The organism is Pseudomonas sp. 9.2(2024) (genome assembly GCF_039695385.1).
Taxonomy (GTDB): Bacteria; Pseudomonadota; Gammaproteobacteria; order Pseudomonadales; family Pseudomonadaceae; genus Aquipseudomonas; species Aquipseudomonas paraglycinae.
Genome location: NZ_CP155585.1, coordinates 5,057,076 through 5,076,992, shown reverse-complemented (window position 1 = coordinate 5,076,992; position 19,917 = coordinate 5,057,076). Strand labels below are relative to the sequence as shown.

At 60.3% G+C, this 19,917-nt stretch carries 20 protein-coding genes and 1 tRNA gene; 14 read left to right on the top strand and 7 right to left on the bottom strand.

Annotated features, from left to right (window positions below; genetic code table 11):
- Positions 1-16 precede the first annotated feature (16 nt).
- From ruvC to nadA, 14 genes are all read left to right on the top strand, one after another.
- Complete coding sequence (gene ruvC, locus ABFB52_RS22860) at positions 17-544, top strand: crossover junction endodeoxyribonuclease RuvC (protein WP_007951206.1); 528 nt, start codon at positions 17-19, stop codon at positions 542-544.
- 114 nt (positions 545-658) lie between these two features.
- Complete coding sequence (gene ruvA / locus ABFB52_RS22855; RefSeq protein ID WP_007951205.1) at positions 659-1,267, top strand: Holliday junction branch migration protein RuvA; 609 nt, start codon at positions 659-661, stop codon at positions 1,265-1,267.
- Positions 1,268-2,329, top strand: coding sequence for a Holliday junction branch migration DNA helicase RuvB (ruvB, locus tag ABFB52_RS22850; RefSeq protein ID WP_085745203.1), 1,062 nt, complete (start codon positions 1,268-1,270; stop codon positions 2,327-2,329).
- A 127-nt stretch (positions 2,330-2,456) separates the two neighbouring features.
- A complete protein-coding gene (gene ybgC / locus ABFB52_RS22845; RefSeq protein ID WP_007951203.1) occupies positions 2,457-2,924 on the top strand; it encodes a tol-pal system-associated acyl-CoA thioesterase in 468 nt (155 codons plus the stop codon).
- The gene (gene tolQ, locus ABFB52_RS22840; RefSeq protein ID WP_007912733.1) at positions 2,914-3,609 is read left to right on the top strand and encodes a protein TolQ; all 696 of its coding nucleotides are present in this window, start codon (positions 2,914-2,916) and stop codon (positions 3,607-3,609) included. Before ybgC ends, tolQ begins: the two co-directional genes overlap by 11 nt.
- Positions 3,610-3,632: 23 nt before the next feature.
- Positions 3,633-4,085 carry a protein TolR gene (gene tolR, locus ABFB52_RS22835; RefSeq protein ID WP_162130475.1) on the top strand — a complete coding sequence of 151 codons (453 nt, stop codon included), beginning with the start codon at positions 3,633-3,635 and terminating at the stop codon, positions 4,083-4,085.
- On the top strand, positions 4,085-5,164 hold the full coding sequence (tolA, locus tag ABFB52_RS22830) for a cell envelope integrity protein TolA (RefSeq protein ID WP_011335641.1): 1,080 nt from the start codon (positions 4,085-4,087) through the stop codon (positions 5,162-5,164). The genes tolR and tolA overlap by 1 nt, the downstream gene beginning before the upstream one ends.
- Before the next feature lie 17 nt (positions 5,165-5,181).
- Entirely contained in the window at positions 5,182-6,462 is a 1,281-nt protein-coding gene (tolB, locus tag ABFB52_RS22825) for a Tol-Pal system beta propeller repeat protein TolB (protein ID WP_162831782.1), read from the top strand.
- 52 nt (positions 6,463-6,514) lie between these two features.
- A complete protein-coding gene (gene pal, locus ABFB52_RS22820; protein ID WP_003178634.1) occupies positions 6,515-7,012 on the top strand; it encodes a peptidoglycan-associated lipoprotein Pal in 498 nt (165 codons plus the stop codon).
- A 6-nt stretch (positions 7,013-7,018) separates the two neighbouring features.
- Positions 7,019-7,858: a tol-pal system protein YbgF gene (gene ybgF, locus ABFB52_RS22815; RefSeq protein WP_102717265.1), complete on the top strand. Its 840-nt coding sequence runs from the start codon at positions 7,019-7,021 to the stop codon at positions 7,856-7,858.
- Positions 7,859-8,022: 164 nt separating this feature from the next.
- Positions 8,023-8,670: a 7-carboxy-7-deazaguanine synthase QueE gene (queE, locus tag ABFB52_RS22810; RefSeq protein WP_007951198.1), complete on the top strand. Its 648-nt coding sequence runs from the start codon at positions 8,023-8,025 to the stop codon at positions 8,668-8,670.
- Position 8,671: 1 nt separating this feature from the next.
- On the top strand, positions 8,672-9,364 hold the full coding sequence (gene queC / locus ABFB52_RS22805) for a 7-cyano-7-deazaguanine synthase QueC (RefSeq protein ID WP_007951197.1): 693 nt from the start codon (positions 8,672-8,674) through the stop codon (positions 9,362-9,364).
- 63 nt (positions 9,365-9,427) lie between these two features.
- Positions 9,428-9,503, top strand: a tRNA-Lys gene (locus tag ABFB52_RS22800).
- Positions 9,504-9,774: 271 nt separating this feature from the next.
- Positions 9,775-10,833, top strand: coding sequence for a quinolinate synthase NadA (gene nadA, locus ABFB52_RS22795; RefSeq protein ID WP_039766022.1), 1,059 nt, complete (start codon positions 9,775-9,777; stop codon positions 10,831-10,833).
- Positions 10,834-10,891: 58 nt separating this feature from the next.
- On the opposite strand, the gene ABFB52_RS22790 is transcribed toward nadA, so the two are convergent.
- The 7 genes from ABFB52_RS22790 to ABFB52_RS22760 form a co-directional block, all read right to left on the bottom strand.
- Positions 10,892-11,380 carry an RDD family protein gene (locus ABFB52_RS22790; RefSeq protein WP_085606612.1) on the bottom strand — a complete coding sequence of 163 codons (489 nt, stop codon included), beginning with the start codon at positions 11,378-11,380 and terminating at the stop codon, positions 10,892-10,894.
- A gap of 97 nt (positions 11,381-11,477) precedes the next feature.
- Complete coding sequence (locus tag ABFB52_RS22785; RefSeq protein WP_011335634.1) at positions 11,478-11,690, bottom strand: cold-shock protein; 213 nt, start codon at positions 11,688-11,690, stop codon at positions 11,478-11,480.
- 404 nt (positions 11,691-12,094) lie between these two features.
- A complete protein-coding gene (gene gcvT, locus ABFB52_RS22780) occupies positions 12,095-13,219 on the bottom strand; it encodes a glycine cleavage system aminomethyltransferase GcvT (RefSeq protein ID WP_129973134.1) in 1,125 nt (374 codons plus the stop codon).
- Between the two features lie 93 nt (positions 13,220-13,312).
- Positions 13,313-14,689, bottom strand: a complete 1,377-nt coding sequence (locus tag ABFB52_RS22775) for an L-serine ammonia-lyase (RefSeq protein WP_007951192.1) — start codon at positions 14,687-14,689, stop codon at positions 13,313-13,315.
- Between the two features lie 75 nt (positions 14,690-14,764).
- Positions 14,765-17,617 (bottom strand): aminomethyl-transferring glycine dehydrogenase, encoded by a 2,853-nt coding sequence (gene gcvP, locus ABFB52_RS22770; protein ID WP_102687257.1) that lies wholly within the window; start codon positions 17,615-17,617, stop codon positions 14,765-14,767.
- Between the two features lie 10 nt (positions 17,618-17,627).
- The gene (gene gcvH, locus ABFB52_RS22765) at positions 17,628-18,011 is read right to left on the bottom strand and encodes a glycine cleavage system protein GcvH (protein ID WP_074688335.1); all 384 of its coding nucleotides are present in this window, start codon (positions 18,009-18,011) and stop codon (positions 17,628-17,630) included.
- Between the two features lie 306 nt (positions 18,012-18,317).
- The gene (locus ABFB52_RS22760; RefSeq protein WP_129973133.1) at positions 18,318-19,826 is read right to left on the bottom strand and encodes a sigma-54-dependent transcriptional regulator; all 1,509 of its coding nucleotides are present in this window, start codon (positions 19,824-19,826) and stop codon (positions 18,318-18,320) included.
- Between the last annotated feature and the right edge of the window lie 91 nt (positions 19,827-19,917).

The window sequence follows — 19,917 nt, the reverse complement described above, 5'->3', positions numbered from 1 at the left end:
CGAACCTGCAGGCGTTATGACTTTAATTCTTGGTATCGACCCCGGTTCGCGCATTACCGGTTACGGCATCGTTCGCGATACCGGACGCGGCGGTTGCATCTATGTCGCCTCGGGTTGTATCCGCACCGGCGCCGGCGAGCTGCATGAACGGTTGCAGATCGTCTATCGCGGCGTGCGGGAAATCATCCAGACCTACGGCCCGGTCACCATGGGCATCGAAAAGGTGTTCATGGCGAAAAACGCCGATTCGGCGCTGAAGCTCGGGCAGGCCCGTGGGGCCGCTATCGTTGCCGGCGCCGAAGAAAGCCTGGAAATCGCCGAGTACACGGCCACCCAGGTCAAGCAGGCTGTGGTGGGAACTGGCGCTGCCAATAAAGAGCAGGTGCAGATGATGGTCATGCACATGCTCAAGCTGACCAGCAAACCGCAAATCGACGCATCGGATGCCCTGGCGATTGCCATTTGTCACGCCCACACCCGCTCCAGTCTGTTGCCACACGGCCTGGGAACAGCACGCAGTCGTGGCGGGCGCCTGCGTCTCTGATAGCATCAGCAGTCAATTTCCCGGAATGTGGATTTCGCGCCTGGGTCGTCGGCCGTCAATCCATGTTCTGTCGGTCGCCAGCCCACGGCTGGCCAACGCTCAAGGATCTGAAACGTGATTGGACGCTTGCGCGGCACTCTGGCTGAGAAACAGCCGCCGCACCTGATTCTGGATGTAAACGGCCTCGGGTATGAGCTGGAAGTGCCCATGACCACCCTTTATCGTCTGCCGTCGGTCGGTGAACCGCTGACCTTGCACACCCATTTGGTCGTACGCGAAGACGCGCAGTTACTCTATGGTTTTGCCGGCAAGCGTGAGCGAGACTTTTTTCGCGAGTTGATCCGTCTCAATGGTGTGGGGCCGAAACTGGCCCTGGCCTTGATGTCGAGTCTGGAAGTCGACGAGCTGATCCGCTGCGTGCAGTCCCAGGACACCTCGGCGTTGACCAAGGTGCCGGGCGTGGGCAAGAAAACTGCCGAGCGTCTTCTGGTCGAACTCAAGGATCGCTTCAAGGCCTGGGAAACCTCGCCGGCCATGTTCGCATTGGTGCCGAACCAGCCGGACGGCCCGGCGCCGGTCAACACCGCCGAGAACGATGCGGTCAGCGCGCTGATTTCCCTGGGCTACAAGCCACAGGAAGCGAGCAAGGCGATTTCCGCGATCAAAGAGAAAGGCCTGAGCAGCGAAGACATGATTCGACGCGCCCTGAAGGGAATGATTTAAGTGATTGAAGCTGATCGTCTGATCGCCGCCACGCACAGCCCGCGTGAGCGCGAAGAAGTCCAGGATCGGGCGATACGTCCCGTCAGCCTGGCCGAATACATCGGCCAGCCGACCGTTCGCGAGCAGATGGAACTGTTTATCCAGGCCGCCCGTGGCCGTAGCGAATCCCTCGACCACACCCTGATCTTCGGTCCGCCGGGGCTGGGTAAAACCACGCTGGCGAACATCATCGCCCAGGAAATGGGCGTGTCGATCAAGAGCACGTCCGGCCCGGTGCTGGAACGTCCGGGGGATCTGGCGGCGCTGTTGACCAACCTTGAGCCGCACGACGTGCTGTTCATCGATGAAATCCATCGCCTCTCGCCGATCGTCGAAGAAGTGCTGTACCCGGCGATGGAAGATTTCCAGCTCGACATCATGATCGGTGAAGGGCCGGCGGCGCGGTCGATCAAGCTCGATCTGCCGCCGTTCACTCTGGTTGGCGCGACGACGCGGGCGGGCATGTTGACCAACCCGTTGCGTGACCGTTTCGGTATTGTCCAGCGTCTCGAGTTCTACAGCACCGCTGACCTGGCGACGATTGTCAGCCGTTCGGCGAGCATCCTCGGCCTGCCGCTGGATCCCGAAGGGTCTTTCGAGATTGCCCGCCGCGCCCGTGGTACGCCGCGGATCGCCAACCGACTGTTGCGCCGGGTGCGGGATTTCGCCGAAGTCCGCGCGAAGGGCCACATCACCAAGGCTGTCGCGGATCTGGCGCTCAATCTGCTGGATGTCGACGAGCACGGTTTCGATCATCAGGACCGGCGTCTGCTGTTGACCATGATCGAGAAATTCGACGGTGGTCCGGTGGGCATCGACAGTCTGGCGGCAGCGATCAGCGAAGAACGGCACACCATTGAAGACGTGCTCGAGCCTTACCTGATTCAGCAGGGTTACATCATGCGGACGCCGCGGGGCAGGGTGGTTACTCGTCACGCGTACCTGCATTTTGGTTTAAACATTCCGACACGAATGGGCGAGATGCCCGTGGTAGACGAGTTTCTCGATGCCGTGGACGATTAATACACATTTATTGTCGATTTATTCAGCGTTTGTACTGTCTCAGGACGGTACTTTTGCGGTAAAGCCTTCGAACAATGAAAAACAGTTGCCTGGCCGGATTGGCAACCCGAGGAGTAAGCACTAGAGTATGCGCGCGCAAAACGGGCTTGAGCCGTTCGCACATCGTTGTCGCGTTTATTACGAGGACACCGATGCGGGCGGCATCGTGTATTACGTTAATTACCTCAAGTTTATGGAACGGGCTCGAACCGAGCGGCTCCGGGAGCTGGGCTTTGCCCAGTCGGCGCTGGCAGGGGAGGACCTGTTGTTCGTCGTGCATTCCAGCGAAGCGCGTTATCACGCGCCGGCGCGACTGGACGACGAGCTTCTGGTAAGCGCTGATGTAATCGAATTGAACCGTGCCAGCCTGCGCTTTCGACAGCAGGTCAGGCGGGCAACGGATAATGTGCTGCTCTGCGAAGGGCAGTTTCTGGTGGCCTGTGTGCGCACTAACAGTTTGAAACCCCGGGCCCTTCCCGAAGACCTGCGTGCGGCCTTTGCCGACGCGGTCGGCACGGGTACACACTCAAAGCAGGAGATAAAGCGTGGAAGCTAACGTCGTCGACCATTCCTCCATGTGGAGCCTGGTCAGCAATGCCAGCATCGTGGTGCAGTTGGTAATGTTGACCCTGGTAGCCGCATCGGTGACCTCATGGATCATGATCTTTCAGCGCAGCAACCTGCTGCGCGCCGGTCGACGTGCCCTGGAGAGCTTCGAAGAGCGCTTCTGGTCGGGTATCGACCTGTCCAAACTCTACCGTCAGGCCGGCAGCAACCCGGATCCGGATTCGGGTGTCGAGCAGATCTTCCGTGCCGGCTTCAAGGAGTTCTCCCGTCTGCGTCAGCAGCCAGGTGTCGACCCTGAAGCGGTAATGGAAGGTGTGGCCCGTGCCATGCGCGTCGCCATCTCCCGTGAAGAAGAAAAGCTCGAGCAGAGCCTGCCGTTCCTCGCCACCGTCGGTTCCGTCAGCCCGTACATCGGTCTGTTCGGTACCGTCTGGGGCATCATGAACTCCTTCCGTGGTCTGGCCAGCGCCCAACAGGCAACCCTGGCCACCGTGGCACCGGGCATCGCCGAAGCCCTGATCGCCACCGCGATCGGTCTGTTCGCCGCGATCCCGGCCGTTATCGCTTACAACCGTTTCTCTGCCCGCAGCGAAACCTTGCTGAGCCGCTACTACACCTTCGCCGATGAATTCCAGGCGATCCTGCACCGCAAAGTGCACACCAGCGAAGAATAAGCAGGTATTTCCCGATGGCTTTAATCACTCGAGCCCGACACAAGCGCAAGCCGGTCGCCGAGATGAACGTAGTGCCTTACATCGACGTGATGCTGGTGCTGCTGGTCATCTTCATGGTGACTGCGCCGATGCTCAATCAGGGCGTGAAAGTGGATCTGCCCAAGGTTTCCAGCGAAGCCTTGCCGCAGGACAACAACACCCAGGTGCTGACCATTTCGATCAAGTCGGACAAGACCTACTACTGGAACCTTGGCAGCGAAGTCGACACCGAGAAGCAGCAGGACCGGGCCATGACCCTGCCACAGATGACCGACGCGGTGACCAAGATCATTCGCGCCGGCACTGAAGGCGGCAAGCGTACCCAGGTCTTCATCCGTGGCGACAAGTCCGTCGATTATGGCTCCGTCATGGGCGCCATGGGCGGGTTGCAGAAAGCCGGGGTCGGTAACGTTGGCTTGATCACCGAGGCGCCCTGATGCAGCAACAGCGAGAGCCGTCCGCCTCGGAAAGCTACTTCTGGCCTAGTGTCTGGGCGATTGGCTTGCACGTGCTGGTGTTCGGCATGCTGTTCGTCAGTTTCGCCCTGACCCCGGAGCTGCCGCCGGCCAAGCCGATTGTCCAGGCGACCCTGTACCAGCTGAAATCGAAAAGTCAGGCAACCACCCAGACCAATCAGAAGATTGCGGGTGAGGCGAAGAAATCCGCCGCACGCCAGACCGAAGTCGAGCAGATGGAGCAGAAAAAGGTCGAGCAGGAAGCGGTGAAGGCTGCGGAACAAAAGAAAGAAGAAGCGGCTCAAAAGGCCGAGGAAGCCAAGAAGGCCGATGAGGCGAAGAAAGCGGACGAGGCGAAGAAGGCTGATGAAGCCAAGAAAGCCGACGACGCGAAGAAAGCCGCCGAAGCCAAGAAGGCAGAAGAGAAACAATTGGCTGATATAGCCAAGAAGAAAGCCGAAGAAGAAGCCAAGAAGGCTGCTGAAGAAGAGGCCAAGAAAGCGGCCGCTGAAGAAGCCAAGAAGAAGATCGTCGAAGACGCGAAGAAGAAAGCCGCCGAAGACGCCAAGAAGAAAGCTGAAGCTGAAGAGGCGAAGAAGAAAGTCGCCGAAGACGCGAAGAAGAAAGCTGCTGCCGATGCTGCGAAGAAGAAAGCGCAGGACGCGGCACGTAAATCCGCCGAAGACAAAAAGGCTCAGGCCCTGGCAGATTTGCTTTCCGACACGCCGCAGCGCCAGCAGGCCTTGGCCGATGAGCAGGGCGATGAAGTCGCGGGCAGTTTCGATGACCTGATTCGTGCGCGGGCAGCGGAAGGCTGGGCACGTCCACCTTCGGCACGCAAAGGCATGACGGTTGTGCTGCAGATCGGCATGTTGCCGGACGGTACGGTGACTTCGGTCAGCGTGGCCAAGTCCAGTGGCGACGGTCCGTTCGATGCGTCGGCAGTGGCAGCGGTCAAGAATATTGGACGTTTGACGGAAATGCAGGGAATGAAGCCGAGCGATTTCGCTCCGTATCGTTCATTCAAGATGACATTCACACCTGAGGATCTAGCCTTGTGAGAAACCTTCTTCGAGGAATGCTGGTCGTGATCTGCTGCATGGCAGGGATCGCGATGGCGGATGAAAAGAACATTCTGGTCACCAGCGGCAGCGATCGGGCAACGCCGATCGCCGTCGTACCGTTCGGTTTTCAGGGCGGTGCCGTCCTGCCGGATGACATGGCTGAAATCATTGGTAACGATTTGCGCAACTCGGGCTATTACTCGCCGATTCCAAAGCAAAACATGATCAGCCAGCCAAGCCAGCCGAGCGAAATCATCTTCCGTGACTGGAAGGCGGTGGGCGCGCAATACATGATGGTCGGCAGCATCGCGCCGGCCGGTGGCCGTCTGCAGGTGCAGTGGGCTCTGTTCAACGTCGCCACCGAGCAGAAAGTGGCTGACGGCAGTGTGTCCGGTACCACCGAACAACTGCGTGACATGGCGCACTTCATCTCCGATCAGTCGTTCGAAAAACTGACCGGCATTAAAGGTGCATTCTCGACTCGCCTGCTGTACGTCACAGCCGAGCGTTTCTCCGAGAAGAACACCCGTTACACCCTGCAGCGTTCGGACTATGACGGCGCCCGGGCCGTGACCCTGCTGCAATCGCGCGAGCCGATCCTGTCGCCGCGTTTTGCACCGGACGGCAAGCGTATCGCCTACGTGTCGTTCGAACAGAAGCGTCCGCGCATCTTCATGCAGAACATCGACACCGGTCGCCGCGAGCAGATCACCAACTTCGAAGGCCTGAATGGCGCGCCAGCCTGGTCGCCGGACGGCAATCGCCTGGCGTTCGTGCTGTCGAAAGATGGTAACCCGGACATCTACGTGATGAACCTCGGTTCGCGTCAGATCACCCGTGTGACCGCAGGTCCTGGCATCAACACCGAACCGTACTGGGGCAAGGATGGTTCGACCATCTACTTCACCTCCGACCGTGGTGGCAAGCCGCAGATCTACAAGACCAGTGCCGGTGGCGGTGGTGCCGAGCGTGTGACGTTCGTGGGCAACTACAACGCCAACCCCAAGCTTTCGGCGGATGAAAAGACCCTGGTGATGATCCATCGTCAGGACGGTTTCACCAATTTCAAAGTGGCGGCCCAGGATTTGCAGCGCGGAAGTGTAAAAATCCTCACTGATAGCACTCTGGACGAGTCGCCTACTGTTGCGCCCAACGGCACCATGGTAATCTACGCCACCCGCCAGCAGGGCCGGGGAGTCTTGATGCTCGTGTCCATTAATGGACGCGTGAGGCTCCCGCTTCCTACCGCTCAAGGCGAAGTCAGAGAACCGTCCTGGTCCCCTTACCTGAACTGACGCGGCGCTTTACGTTTTACTTAACACACTGGGGTTCATTAGGAGTTTCACGATGGAAATGCTGAAGTTTGGTAAATTTGCTGCGCTGGCTCTGGCCATGGCTGTAGCTGTAGGTTGCTCGTCCAAAGGCGGCGACAACGCCGGTGAAGGCGCTGTTGATCCAAACGCTGGTTACGGCGCAAACACTGGTGCAGTTGACGGTTCCCTGAGCGAAGAAGCTGCTCTGCGCGCAATCACCACCTTCTACTTCGAATACGACAGCTCGGACCTGAAGCCAGAAGCCATGCGCGCTCTGGACGTTCACGCCAAAGACCTGAAAGCAAACGGCGCTCGCGTTGTTCTGGAAGGCAACACCGACGAACGTGGTACTCGTGAGTACAACATGGCACTGGGCGAGCGTCGTGCGAAAGCCGTTCAGCGCTACCTGGTACTGCAAGGTGTTTCCCCAGCTCAGCTGGAACTGGTTTCCTACGGCGAAGAGCGTCCAGTTGCTACCGGCAACGACGAGCAGTCCTGGGCTCAAAACCGTCGCGTCGAACTGCGTAAGTAATTCGATATGCGAACGTGCCGTCGTGCTGTAACTGTTCTGGCTCTCAGCCTCGCGCCGCTTGCGGCATGGGCTGCGGTTCCTGTGGTCGATGACAACTCCGGTTATAACAATAGCGGGAGCAGTTATCCGCCTGCAGGTTACGGTACGAACGGCGCCTATGCCGGGGGAGCGGCTTCGGCCCCTGCCTCGGCAAACGGCATGCTGTTCAACCAACTGCAACAAATGCAGGATCAGATTTCGCGCCAGCAAGGCGTGATCGAAGAACTGCAGAACCAAGTTTCGCGCATGAAGCAGGAATCCCTGGAGCGATACCAGGATCTTGATCGGCGCATAGGATCCGGCGTTGCACCTGCCGCGACTCCCGAGAATTCTTCTGCCGGTGGCGATGCAAGTGCTGCTGCCGGTGCCGCCGCTGGAGCCGGGGCCGCTGCTGCCGCCCAGGCACCTGCCGCAGGTAGCGAACCGGCTGATCCGGCCAAGGAAAAGCTGTATTACGATGCAGCTTTCGACCTGATCAAGGCCAAGGATTTCGACAAGGCCAGCCAGGCGTTTGCCGCTTTCCTGCGTAAATACCCGAACAGCCAATACGCGGGCAACGCCCAGTACTGGTTGGGTGAAGTGAACCTGGCCAAAGGCGATCTGCAAGGTGCAGGTCAGGCTTTCGCCAAGGTGTCGCAGCTGTATCCCAAGCACGCCAAAGTGCCGGATTCGCTGTACAAGCTGGCTGACGTAGAACGGCGCCTCGGTCATACCGACAAGGTCAAAGGCATTCTGCAGCAGGTGGTGGCCCAGTATCCGGGTACCTCCGCCGCTCAATTGGCCCAGCGCGATCTGCAACGCATGTAACAGCTTTGACCCGTTTGGAAGAAACCCGCGCTTGTCGCGGGTTTTTTCGTTAGAATTCACGCCCTTTTATGAAACACGCTTCTGGTGATCTACGCGTTGGCGGGGTTGCCTGAAGTGCCTGACGGAGGCGGACAGCCTGTTTAGCTGTTACGCCCGTGGCGACTATGCAAGACACATTGAGAATCACCGAAGTTTTCTACTCGTTGCAGGGGGAAACGCGGACTGCCGGGCTGCCCACTGTTTTCGTGCGCCTGACCGGTTGCCCGTTGCGTTGCCAATACTGCGACAGCGCCTACGCGTTCAGCGGTGGCACGATCCGTACCCTCGACGACATCCTCGAGCAAGTGGCCGGCTTTCGCCCGCGCTACGTCTGTGTCACTGGCGGTGAGCCGCTGGCACAACCCAATGCCATCCCTTTGCTCAAGCAGTTGTGCGATGCCGGCTACGAAGTCTCGCTGGAAACCAGCGGCGCCCTCGATATTTCGGCGGTCGATCCGCGAGTCAGTCGGGTGGTCGACCTGAAGACGCCTGACTCCAAAGAAGCCCATCGCAACCGTTACGAGAACATCGAACTGCTGACGCCCAACGATCAGGTGAAGTTTGTCATCTGCTCGAGGGAGGACTACGACTGGGCGGTATCGAAGCTGATCCAGTACGGTCTTGAGCGACGTGCGGGTGAAGTGCTGTTTTCTCCAAGTCACCACGACCTGAACGCTCGGGATCTGGCGGACTGGGTGGTGGCGGATAACCTGCCAGTGCGCCTGCAACTGCAGCTGCATAAATATCTATGGAATGATGAGCCGGGGCGCTGAGATGACTGAACAACTGAACACTAGCCAGAAACGTGCGGTAATCCTGCTGTCGGGTGGTCTGGATTCCGCCACTGTCGTGGCCATGGCCCGCGCTGAAGGCTACGCCTGCTACACCATGAGTTTCGATTACGGTCAGCGTTCCCACGCCGAACTGCATGCTGCTGCTCGCGTTGCCCGCGATCTGGGCGTGGTCGAGCACAAGGTGATCGGCCTGAACCTGAACGGCATGGGCGGTTCGGCCTTGACCGACACCAGTATCGACATCCCGGAAGAGCTGGGCGAAGGCATCCCGGTGACTTACGTGCCGGCGCGCAACACGGTTTTCCTGTCGCTGGCTCTGGGCTGGGCTGAAGTGCTCGGCGCCCGTGACATCTTTATCGGCGTCAACGCGGTGGACTACTCCGGTTACCCGGATTGCCGTCCGGAGTTCATCGAGTCGTTCGAGCGCATGGCCAATCTGGCAACCAAGGCTGGCGTCGAAGGCAATGGTTTCCGCATCCAGGCACCGCTGCAGAACCTGAGCAAGGCGCAGATCGTCCAGGCGGGCGTGAAGCTTGGCGTTGATTACGGGCTGACCGTTTCCTGCTATCAGGCGGACGATGATGGCCGCGCTTGCGGTAAATGCGACAGCTGCCGACTGCGTGCAGAAGGCTTCGCGGCGGCCGGAATCAGCGACCCGACACCTTATTTTTGATTTTTTTCAAATTAGGTGTTGAATAGTCCTTAAAAATCAGTATTATACGCGCCACCACACAGCGGGTCGTTAGCTCAGTTGGTAGAGCAGTTGGCTTTTAACCAATTGGTCGTAGGTTCGAATCCCACACGACCCACCATATTTGGCGGTTTAGAAAATCCGGAAGGCCCACGAAAGTGAGGATTTCCGGGTTTTTTTTTGCCTGCGATTCGGGCATCCCTCCCTTCGTTTCTTCCCGCCGTGACGCAGGTCAGAATCATCTTTTGTATCAACGGGATATTCTGTAGCCTTGCGCAGCTCCAACGCTGTCCGTGCCTGATAAAACTCACTTTCCCGGCGGTACCCTCAAGCGGTCCGGAGCCGGGTGTATACTCGACTTTCGCGCGAATGCGCCTGCAGGTCTTGCGAACATGACGCAGATTTCCGAACGCCTTCTGGTACAAGCCCACCTCGACGCCAAGCAGCCCAAGCCGCTGACGGCCGAGGAAGAGGCTTATTACCGTTCCGCCATCGCCGCCGAGCTCAAGGCTCAGGACGCGGTGCTGGTTGCCCACTTTTATTGCGATCCGATCATCCAGGCCCTCGCCGAAGAAACCGGCGGTTGCGTGTCCGACTCCCTGGAAATGGCCCGCTTCGGCAACGCCCATCCGGCCAAGACCGTGGTGGTTGCCGGCGTGAAATTCATGGGCGAGACCGCGAAGATTCTCAATCCTGAAAAGCGCGTGCTGATGCCAACCCTGGAAGCGACCTGCTCGCTGGATCTGGGTTGCCCGGTGGATGAGTTCTCGGCGTTCTGCGATCAGCATCCGGAACGCACCGTGGTGGTGTATGCAAACACGTCGGCGGCGGTCAAAGCCCGGGCCGACTGGGTAGTGACCTCGAGCTGCGCACTGGAAATCGTCGAAAGCCTTATGGACAACGGCGAAACCATTATCTGGGGCCCGGACAAGCACCTGGGCACCTACATTCAGCGTCAGACCGGCGCCGACATGCTGCTTTGGGACGGTGCCTGCATCGTCCACGAAGAGTTCAAGTCCAAGCAGCTGGAAGACATGAAAGCGCTGTACCCGGACGCCGCCATTCTGGTGCACCCGGAGTCGCCGACCTCGGTGATCGAACTGGCGGACGCCGTCGGCTCCACCAGTCAGTTGATTGCTGCCGCGCAATCGCTGCCGAACAAGACCCTGATCGTCGCCACCGATCGCGGCATCTTCTACAAGATGCAGCAGCTGTGCCCGGACAAGGTCTTCATCGAAGCGCCAACCGCCGGTAACGGCGCGGCGTGTCGCAGTTGCGCACATTGCCCGTGGATGGCCATGAACACCCTTGAACGCACGCTCAAGTGCCTGAAGGAGGGCTCGAACGAGATCTTCGTCGACCCGGCTCTCATTCCTCAGGCGATCCGCCCGCTCAAGCGCATGCTCGATTTCACTCAGGCCGCGCGCATGAAACTGGCCGGCAATGCCTGACCTTGAGCCTTAAACAAAAACGCCCCGATTGGATCGGGGCGTTTTTGCATCTGGAGAATTATTTGGTTTTCTTCGGAATTCGCACGAGCTGCGTGTCGGAGTAGATGTCATGCCAGGCGCGTTTCTGTTTATCGAACAGCGACCAGAAGAAACCCAGGCCCAGACACAGCCACGACGCAATCGACACCATGAACCGCAGTAACGCCTGCCACAGGCTGATCGCCGTGCCATCGGCGTTCTGCACGCGGATGCCCCAGACCTGCATGCCCAGGGTCTGCCCGGCGTGAGTCCAGAACTTGGCGAAGAAGCCGAACAACACCAGCAGCAGCACCGTGGAGTACAGCGGATCGCCATCCAGTTGCCCGGCGTCGGTCAGAACCCGCAGACGCTCTTCACCGATGATCGCGGCCTGAATCATCTTGTAGACGCCACCTGTCACGATCAGCAGGGCGGTGCACAGCAGAAAGTCATAGAACATCGCTGCCAGACGACGGCCCAGGCCGACGGCGGGGAAATCGCCCTGGGGAGTGAGCAGGTGTTTCGACATGGCAGCCTCTGGACGGAAAGTGAAGCGCCATTTTACGGATTTGCGCCCACAAAAAAGCCCCTGATATCAATATCAGGGGCTTTTTCGTTACAGAAAATCAGGCTTCTGCGATGACTTCGTCAGCTTGCATGCCTTTCTGGCCTTGCACTGCAACGAAGGTCACTTTCTGGCCTTCTTTCAGGCTCTTGAAGCCGTTGCCCTGAATGGCGCGGAAATGCACGAACAGATCCGGACCGCTTTCTGGAGTGATAAAACCAAAACCTTTCTCGTCGTTAAACCACTTGACGGTACCGCTCTGACGTTGGGACATTTCTTATTTCCTTTGACGCAAAAATTGATGACAGTCTCCTTCTCATGAAAGAGTACTGGGGCTGGTTGCAGGAGAGTAAGAAGACGTCGAACGGGATGTAGCTAACTTGTAGGCTACTGCCCAGGTCACGATTCCAAGCTGACCCATGCAAACACAGTGGACAAACTCTACGCCAACTACGGGAGGAAAAACAAGCCCCGCGAAGGCCCCGGTTTTCCTGCGCTTGCTGGTACTTAGTCGGTCCACTAGTCCGGCTTATTCGATTGGCTTGTTCAATTGTTTTCGAACGTTATAAGCCAAGTTCATATTCGAATCGAATGTAAACGGAGTGCACTGTTTTATGGCGATCGCGTTACACATTAGTGCACGCATAACGCAATCGCGTTACTTATAGAAACAGTCAATCAACCGCGATAGTAGCGTTGTGGAACAAATGGCATTTTGCTTACAAGCAATGGCACCTTTTTCCCACGAACAATCGCCCAAACTGGCTTGTCGAGTGCGACGTAGGCGCTGTCCAGGTAACCCATGGCCAGCGGGCCGCCCAGAGTCGGGCCGAAGCCGCCGCTGCACACGCTGCCGACGATCTCGCCCGCTTCGTTAACGATTTCTGCACCTTCACGGACCGGCGTACGCTCTTGCGGCAACAGGCCGACGCGTTTGCGCTGAACGCCGTTCTGCTGTTGAGCGAAGACCTGTTCTGCACCCGGGAAACCACCGGCACGTGCACCATCGGCACGCCGAGGCTTGGAGATTGCCCACAGCAGGCTGGCTTCGATCGGGGTGGTCTCGGTGTTCATGTCGTGGCCGTACAGGCACAGGCCGGCTTCCAGGCGCAGCGAGTCACGGGCGCCGAGGCCGATGGCGGCGACTTCAGGTTCGGCGAGCAGGGCGCGGGCGAGTTTTTCTGCGTCGGCTGCCGGAACCGAGATTTCGAAACCGTCTTCACCGGTGTAGCCCGAACGGCTGACAAAGCAGTCAACGCCCAGCAGCTTCACGCGGGTGAATTGCATGAAAGTCATTTTCGCCACTTCCGGCGCCAGGCGCGCCAGCACGGTCACGGCAGCCGGGCCTTGCAGGGCGAGCAGGGCGCGTTCTTCGAACAGTTGCTCGATCTTGCACTGGTCGCCGATGTGTTTCTGCAGATGGGCCAGGTCCTGGTCCTTGCACGCGGCGTTGACCACCAGGAACAACTCGTTGTTGCCGAGGTTGGCGACCATCAGGTCATCGAGGATGCCGCCGGTTTCGTTGGTGAACATAGCGTAGCGCTGCATGCCCACCGGCAGGTCGATGATGTCCACCGGCACCAGGGTTTCCAGGGCTTTGGCGGCATTGGCGCCGGTCAGGCGGATCTGGCCCATGTGCGAGACATCGAACAGCCCGGCCTGCTCACGGGTGTGCTGGTGTTCTTTCATCACGCCCAGCGGGTATTGCACCGGCATGTCGTAGCCGGCGAACGGCACCATGCGGGCGCCGAGTTCGATGTGCAGAGCGTGCAGCGGGGTTTTCGACAGTTGTTCGGTGGACATGCGTGACTCCTTGATTCACACCAACCCTCTCCCGGAGGGAGAGGGGGCCAGTTTTGTGTTCTCTCCCAAAGGGAGAGCGAGTTTATGGCGCGATCAGCACTCGATAATGTTGACCGCCAGACCGCCACGGGCGGTCTCCTTGTATTTGCTTTTCATGTCGGCGCCGGTCTGGCGCATGGTGCGGATGACCTTGTCGAGGGAGACGAAGTGCTGCCCGTCTCCGCGCATGGCCATGCGCACGGCGTTGATCGCCTTGACCGAACCCATGGCGTTGCGCTCGATGCACGGCACCTGCACCAGCCCGCCAATCGGGTCACAGGTCAGGCCGAGGTTGTGTTCCATGCCGATTTCAGCGGCGTTTTCGACTTGCTGCACGCTGCCGCCAAGGACTTCGCACAGCGCGCCGGCCGCCATCGAACAGGCCACGCCGACCTCGCCCTGACAACCGACTTCGGCACCGGAGATCGAGGCGTTTTCCTTGTACAGAATGCCGATGGCCGCGGCGGTGAGCAGGAAGCGCACCACGCCGTCATCGTTCGCACCGGGAATGAAGCGCATGTAGTAATGCAGCACCGCAGGGATGATCCCCGCTGCGCCATTGGTTGGTGCCGTGACCACGCGCCCGCCGTTGGCGTTTTCTTCGTTGACGGCGAGGGCGTAGAGGTTGACCCAGTCCAGCACCGACAGCGGATCGCGCAGCGACGATTCCGGGTTCTTGCACAGTTGCCGGTGCAACGCCGCCGCCCGCCGCTTGACCTTGAGGCCACCCGGCAGGATGCCTTCGTTGCGACAGCCGGCGGCCACGCAGTCCTGCATCACTTGCCAGATTTTCAGCAGGCCGGCGCGGGTTTCCGCTTCCGGGCGCCAGGCGCTTTCGTTGGTCAGCATCACCTGGCTGATCGACAGCCCGTAGGTGGCGCAGTGACCGAGCAAGTCCTTGGCACTTTTGAACGGGAAGGTCAGCGGGGTGGCGTCTTCGACGATCCGGTCGGCGCCGGCCGCGTCTTCGTCGACCACAAACCCACCGCCGACCGAGTAGTACTCGCGGCTGCGGATCTGCAATCCCGCCGCATCGAAGGCGCGGAAGATCATGCCGTTGGGGTGATAGGCCAACGGCTTGCGGATCATTGCCAGGTGTTCTTTCTCGTTGAACGCAATGCTGTGTTCACCGAGCAGGTTCAAACGCCCGTTGCCACGAATCTCCGCGAGACGGGCGGCGACGGTTTCGGTATCCACGGTGTCCGGGTGTTCACCTTCCAGGCCCAGCAGTACGGCCTTGTCGCTGCCGTGACCCTTGCCAGTGGCGCCGAGGGATCCGTACAACTCGACCCTGACGCTGGTGGTGGCCGACAACAGGTTTTCCCGACGCAGGCCTTCGACGAAGCGCGCAGCCGCGCGCATCGGGCCGACGGTGTGGGAGCTGGAGGGGCCGATGCCAATCTTGAACAGGTCGAACACGCTTAACGACATGGTTGTTCTCCGGTTTCTTGTTATAGGCACATCAGGCACGCATGAAAGGGGCGGGCTAACCCGCCCCTTTACAGGTCAAGCGTAGCTTTCGATCGACGGGCAGGCGCAGACCAGGTTGCGGTCGCCGAACACGTTGTCGACGCGACCGACCGGCGGCCAGTATTTGCCTTCGATCAACGACGCCACCGGGTACACCGCCTGTTCGCGGCTGTACGGGTGAGTCCACTCGCCAACCAGTTCCGCTGCGGTGTGCGGAGCGTTCTTCAGCGGGTTGTCGTCCTTGTCCAGGGTGCCGTTTTCCACTGCGCGGATTTCTTCGCGGATGCGGATCATGGCGTCGCAGAAGCGATCCAGTTCTTCCTTGGATTCGCTTTCGGTCGGCTCGATCATCAGCGTGCCGGCCACCGGGAACGACATGGTCGGGGCGTGGAAGCCGAAGTCGATCAGACGCTTGGCGACGTCATCGACGCTGATGCCGCTGCTGTCTTTCAGCGGACGCAGATCGAGGATGCACTCGTGCGCCACCAGACCGTTGCTGCCGGTGTAGAGCACTGGGTAGTGCTCTTCCAGGCGACGGGAAATGTAGTTGGCATTGAGGATCGCCAGTTGCGAAGCGCGCTTCAGGCCTGCGCCACCCATCATGCGAATGTACATCCAGGTGATCGGCAGAATGCTCGCGCTGCCGAACGGTGCTGCGCAGACCGCGCCTTCCTTGCGTTCCATGTGGCCGTGGCCTGGCAGGAACGGAGTCAGGTGCGATTTCACGCCGATCGGGCCGACGCCCGGGCCGCCACCGCCGTGCGGGATGCAGAAGGTCTTGTGCAGGTTCAGGTGCGAGACGTCGCCGCCGAACTTGCCCGGTGCGCAGAGGCCGACCATCGCGTTCATGTTGGCGCCGTCGATGTACACCTGGCCGCCGTTGTCATGAATGATGCCGCAGATTTCGCGGATGCCTTCTTCGAACACGCCGTGGGTCGACGGGTAAGTGATCATCAGTGCCGCGAGGTGTTCGCGGTGCTCGATGGCCTTGGCGCGCAGGTCTTCGATGTCCACGTTGCCACGGGCGTCGCACGCGGTCACGACTACGCGCATGCCGGCCATGTTGGCGGTCGCCGGGTTGGTGCCGTGGGCGGACGACGGGATCAGGCAGATGTCGCGACGGTCTTCGCCACGGCTCTGGTGATAGGCGCGAATCGCCAGGAGACCTGCGTACTCACCCTGGGAACCAGCGTTCGGCTGCAGCGAGATCGAGTCGTAACCGGTGGCGGCGCAGAGCATCGCTTCCAGTTCGTCGGTCAGTTGCTGGTAACCGGCGCTTTGCTCGGCCGGGGCGAACGGGTGCAGGGCGCCGAATTCGGCCCAGGTCACCGGGATCATTTCGCTGGCGGCGTTGAGCTTCATGGTGCACGAGCCCAGCGGGATCATGGTGCGATCCAGTGCCAGGTCCTTGTCCGCCAGCTTGCGCAGGTAGCGCATCAGCTCGGTTTCCGAGTGATAACGGTTGAACACCGGGTGGCTCAGGATCGGCGACTGACGAACCAGCGCGGCAGGAATGGTGCTTTGCGCGGCAGCGGCGAGAGCGGCGAAATCAGGCAGGGTTTTGCCGTCGGCGAACAGGCCCCACAGGGTTTCAATGTCGGCCTGGGTGGTGGTTTCGTCGACCGACAGACCCAGACGCTGAGCGTCTATCACACGGAGGTTGATCTGTTGGGCGCGAGCCTTGTCGTGCAGCGCGGCGGTTTGCGCGCCGGTGGCCAGGGTCAGGGTATCAAAGAAGCTGGCTTGCTCGACGGTCACGCCCAGTGCGCTCAGGCCCTTGGCCAGGATCGCAGTCAGGTGATGCACGCGGTTGGCGATCTGGGTCAGGCCTTTCGGGCCGTGGTACACGGCGTACATGCTGGCGATGTTGGCCAGCAGCACTTGCGCGGTGCAGATGTTCGACGTGGCTTTCTCGCGGCGGATGTGTTGCTCGCGGGTCTGCATCGCCAGACGCAGGGCCGGCTTGCCGAAGCGGTCAACCGAAACACCGACCAGACGGCCGGGCATGTCGCGCTTGAACGCATCTTTGGTGGAGAAGTAAGCCGCGTGCGGGCCACCAAAGCCCAGTGGCACGCCGAAGCGTTGCGCACTGCCGATGGCTACATCCGCGCCGAACTCGCCCGGCGGGGTCAGCAGGGTCAGCGCCAGCAGGTCAGCGGCCACGGCCACCAGTGCGTTGGCGGCGTGGAAGCGTTCGGTCAGTTCGCGGTAGTCGAACACATCACCGTTGCTGGCCGGGTATTGCAGCAGCGCGCCGAAGAACGGCGTCACGTCGGTCAGTTCGCGTTCATCGCCCACGACCACGTCGATGCCCAGTGGCTCGGCACGGGTGCGCAGCACGTCGAGGGTTTGCGGGTGGCTGTGGATCGAGGCGAAGAATTGGTGGCTGCCTTTGTTCTTGCTCAGGCGTTTGCAGAAGGTCATGGCTTCGGCAGCGGCGGTGGCTTCGTCGAGCAGGGATGCGTTGGCGATCGGCAGGCCGGTGAGGTCGCTGATCAGGGTCTGGAAGTTCAGCAGCGCTTCGAGACGGCCTTGGGAAATTTCTGGCTGGTACGGGGTGTAAGCGGTGTACCAGGCCGGGTTTTCCAGCAGGTTGCGCAGGATCGGCGACGGCGTGTGGCAGTTGTAGTAGCCCTGGCCGATGTAGGTCTTGAACAGTTGGTTCTTGCCGGCGATGCCTTTGATCATCGCCAGGGCATCGGCTTCGCTCAGGCCGTCGTCGAGGCCTAGCACGCTGGTGCCCTTGATGCTTTCCGGGATGACGCTGGCGCTCAGGGCTTCGAGCGAATCGAAGCCGAGGCTGTTGAGCATGGCTTGCTCGTCACCGGCGCGCGGGCCGATGTGACGGGCGATGAATTCGTTGGCGGTGCCGAGATTTACTTGGGTCATGTCAGGTTCCTCAGGCTTCGGCTTGGGCTTTGATCAGGCGGTCGTAGGCGTCTTGATCCAGCAGCTTGGCGACGGCCGAAGCGTCGGCTGGCTTGAAGCGGAAGAACCAGCCTTCGCCCAGCGGATCTTCGTTGACCAGCTCAGGGCTGTCTTCCAGGGCCGGGTTGGTGGCCAGGACTTCACCGTCCAGTGGCATGTAAACGCCGCTGGCGGCTTTTACCGATTCCACGGTGGCGGCTTCGGCGCCTTTGTCGTACGCCTGCAATTCAGGCAGTTGCACGAACACCACGTCGCCCAGGGCGTTCTGCGCGAAAGCGGTGATGCCAACGGTGACAGAACCATCGGCTTCGGCGCGCAGCCATTCGTGATCTTCAGTAAAACGCAACTCGCTCATGGAATCTCCTAGGGGTCAGACTCGTCTGGTGGACGCGGTGGAATACTCGGGCGGCAATGCCCTGATTTTATGAGCGGTTACTTAGCAAGAACGCGGCCAACGTAAAAATATCTTTATAAATCAATGGCTTGATTGATTTGTGGACAGGCGCCATCACGTTGACTGTAGCGAAATCGCTACAGCGTGAGGCGAAGAAAAAAGCTGAACCGGATCAAAGCCTTGCACAGCGGTGATCGGAGTAGGGTGTAGCGATATCGTTCCGCTGTAGCGCTTTCAGTACAGATGGAGGTCGTTTTTGGCGCGGTCTCAGGCTTTGCCCGGAATCCCGTACTTGCGCAGCCGATGGGCAATTGCCGTGTGCGAGGTCTGCAGGCGGCTGGCCAGTTGGCGGGTCGAGGGGTAGCTGACGTAGAGTTTTTCCAGCAGCGATTTCTCGAAGGCTTCGACGGCTTCTTCGAGGCTGTCGACTTCGGTGTCGGTCTGGCGTGCCACCGAGGTGCCGGCGATGTCGAGGTCGCCGATGTCCACCAGACTGCTTTCGCAGATCGCGGCGGCGCGGAAGATCACGTTCTGCAATTGCCGCACGTTGCCCGGCCAGCGGTTACCGAGCAGTGCCGGGTAAGTGCCCGGGGCGAGACGGCAGACCGGACGCTGGATCTGCGCGCAGGCCTGCTGCATGAAATAGCGCGCCAGCAACAGAATGTCCTGACCGCGTTCGCGCAACGGCGGCACTTCAACGTTGAGCACGTTGAGGCGGTAGAACAGGTCTTCGCGGAACAGGCCTTCGCTGACCATTTTTTCCAGGTCGCGGTGGGTCGCGCTGAGGATCCGCACGTTGACCTTTACCTCACGATCGCCGCCGACCCGACGGAAGCTGCCGTCATTGAGAAAACGCAGCAGTTTGGCCTGCAAGTACGGCGACATCTCGCCGATCTCGTCGAGGAACACCGTGCCCTGGTTGGCCAGTTCCATCAGCCCCGGTTTGCCGCCGCGTTGTGCGCCGGTAAAGGCGCCGGGGGCGTAGCCGAACAGTTCGCTCTCGGCGAGGTTCTCCGGCAGGGCCGCGCAGTTCAATGCGAGGAATGGCGCGCTGTGCCGGGCGCTGATGGCGTGGCAGGCGCGGGCCACCAGTTCTTTGCCGGTGCCGGTTTCGCCCTGGATCAGCAGCGGCGCATCGAGGGCCGCGACGCGCTGGGCGCGGGCCTTGAGCGTGCGGATTGGCGGCGATTCACCGAGCAGCGCATCGAAACCTTCGGCGTGATCGTGATGCAGCGCCGAGAGTTGTTCGCCGATGCGGTTCGGCTGATACAGGGTCAGCAGGGCGCCGGCGTCGGTGATCGGCGTGGCGTCGAGCAACAGGGTCTGGCCGTTGACGGTGATTTCTCGCAGCGGCAGGCGGAAGCCTTGTTCGAGCAGGGTTTCGAGCAGGCCCGGATCGTTGAACAGTTCCGAAACGCTTTCACCCGCTGGCTCACGGCCGTACAGGGCGATCAGTGCCGGGTTGGCCAGCAGTACCTTGCCGGCGCTGTCCAGCGCCAGTACCGGGTCGGTCATTGCCGCGAGCAACGCGTCGAGCTGCAAGTGCCGACGCTGGCCGGGGAGGATGTCGACCACGGTTACTGCTTCTACACCACGCACGCGAAACAGCGCATCTTTCAGTTCTTCGAGCACTTGCGGGCTCAAGGTCGGGGCGTCGATGTAGACGTTGGGCGGGATCATCTCCACCGCATCCAGATTGAGATTGCGCCCGCCGAGGATAGCCAGGACTTCCTGGGTGATGCCGACGCGGTCGATGAAGCTGACGTGGATACGCATGGGGCGGTTCTGGGTTCTGGAGTGCGGAGGGGGGCAAGTATGCCTTAAATCAAAAGCACCCTCACCCCAGCCCTCCCGAAGCGTCGGACCG

Coding starts and splice junctions, on each gene's coding strand:
- ruvC (WP_007951206.1), top strand. CDS start 17: ATGACTTTAATTCTTGGTATCGACCCCGGTTCGCGCATTACCGGTTAC.
- ybgC (WP_007951203.1), top strand. CDS start 2,457: ATGCGCGCGCAAAACGGGCTTGAGCCGTTCGCACATCGTTGTCGCGTT.
- tolA (WP_011335641.1), top strand. CDS start 4,085: ATGCAGCAACAGCGAGAGCCGTCCGCCTCGGAAAGCTACTTCTGGCCT.
- tolB (WP_162831782.1), top strand. CDS start 5,182: ATGCTGGTCGTGATCTGCTGCATGGCAGGGATCGCGATGGCGGATGAA.
- pal (WP_003178634.1), top strand. CDS start 6,515: ATGGAAATGCTGAAGTTTGGTAAATTTGCTGCGCTGGCTCTGGCCATG.
- ybgF (WP_102717265.1), top strand. CDS start 7,019: ATGCGAACGTGCCGTCGTGCTGTAACTGTTCTGGCTCTCAGCCTCGCG.
- queE (WP_007951198.1), top strand. CDS start 8,023: ATGCAAGACACATTGAGAATCACCGAAGTTTTCTACTCGTTGCAGGGG.
- queC (WP_007951197.1), top strand. CDS start 8,672: ATGACTGAACAACTGAACACTAGCCAGAAACGTGCGGTAATCCTGCTG.
- nadA (WP_039766022.1), top strand. CDS start 9,775: ATGACGCAGATTTCCGAACGCCTTCTGGTACAAGCCCACCTCGACGCC.
- ABFB52_RS22790 (WP_085606612.1), bottom strand. CDS start 11,380: ATGTCGAAACACCTGCTCACTCCCCAGGGCGATTTCCCCGCCGTCGGC.
- ABFB52_RS22785 (WP_011335634.1), bottom strand. CDS start 11,690: ATGTCCCAACGTCAGAGCGGTACCGTCAAGTGGTTTAACGACGAGAAA.
- gcvT (WP_129973134.1), bottom strand. CDS start 13,219: ATGTCCACCGAACAACTGTCGAAAACCCCGCTGCACGCTCTGCACATC.
- ABFB52_RS22775 (WP_007951192.1), bottom strand. CDS start 14,689: ATGTCGTTAAGCGTGTTCGACCTGTTCAAGATTGGCATCGGCCCCTCC.
- gcvP (WP_102687257.1), bottom strand. CDS start 17,617: ATGACCCAAGTAAATCTCGGCACCGCCAACGAATTCATCGCCCGTCAC.
- gcvH (WP_074688335.1), bottom strand. CDS start 18,011: ATGAGCGAGTTGCGTTTTACTGAAGATCACGAATGGCTGCGCGCCGAA.
- ABFB52_RS22760 (WP_129973133.1), bottom strand. CDS start 19,826: ATGCGTATCCACGTCAGCTTCATCGACCGCGTCGGCATCACCCAGGAA.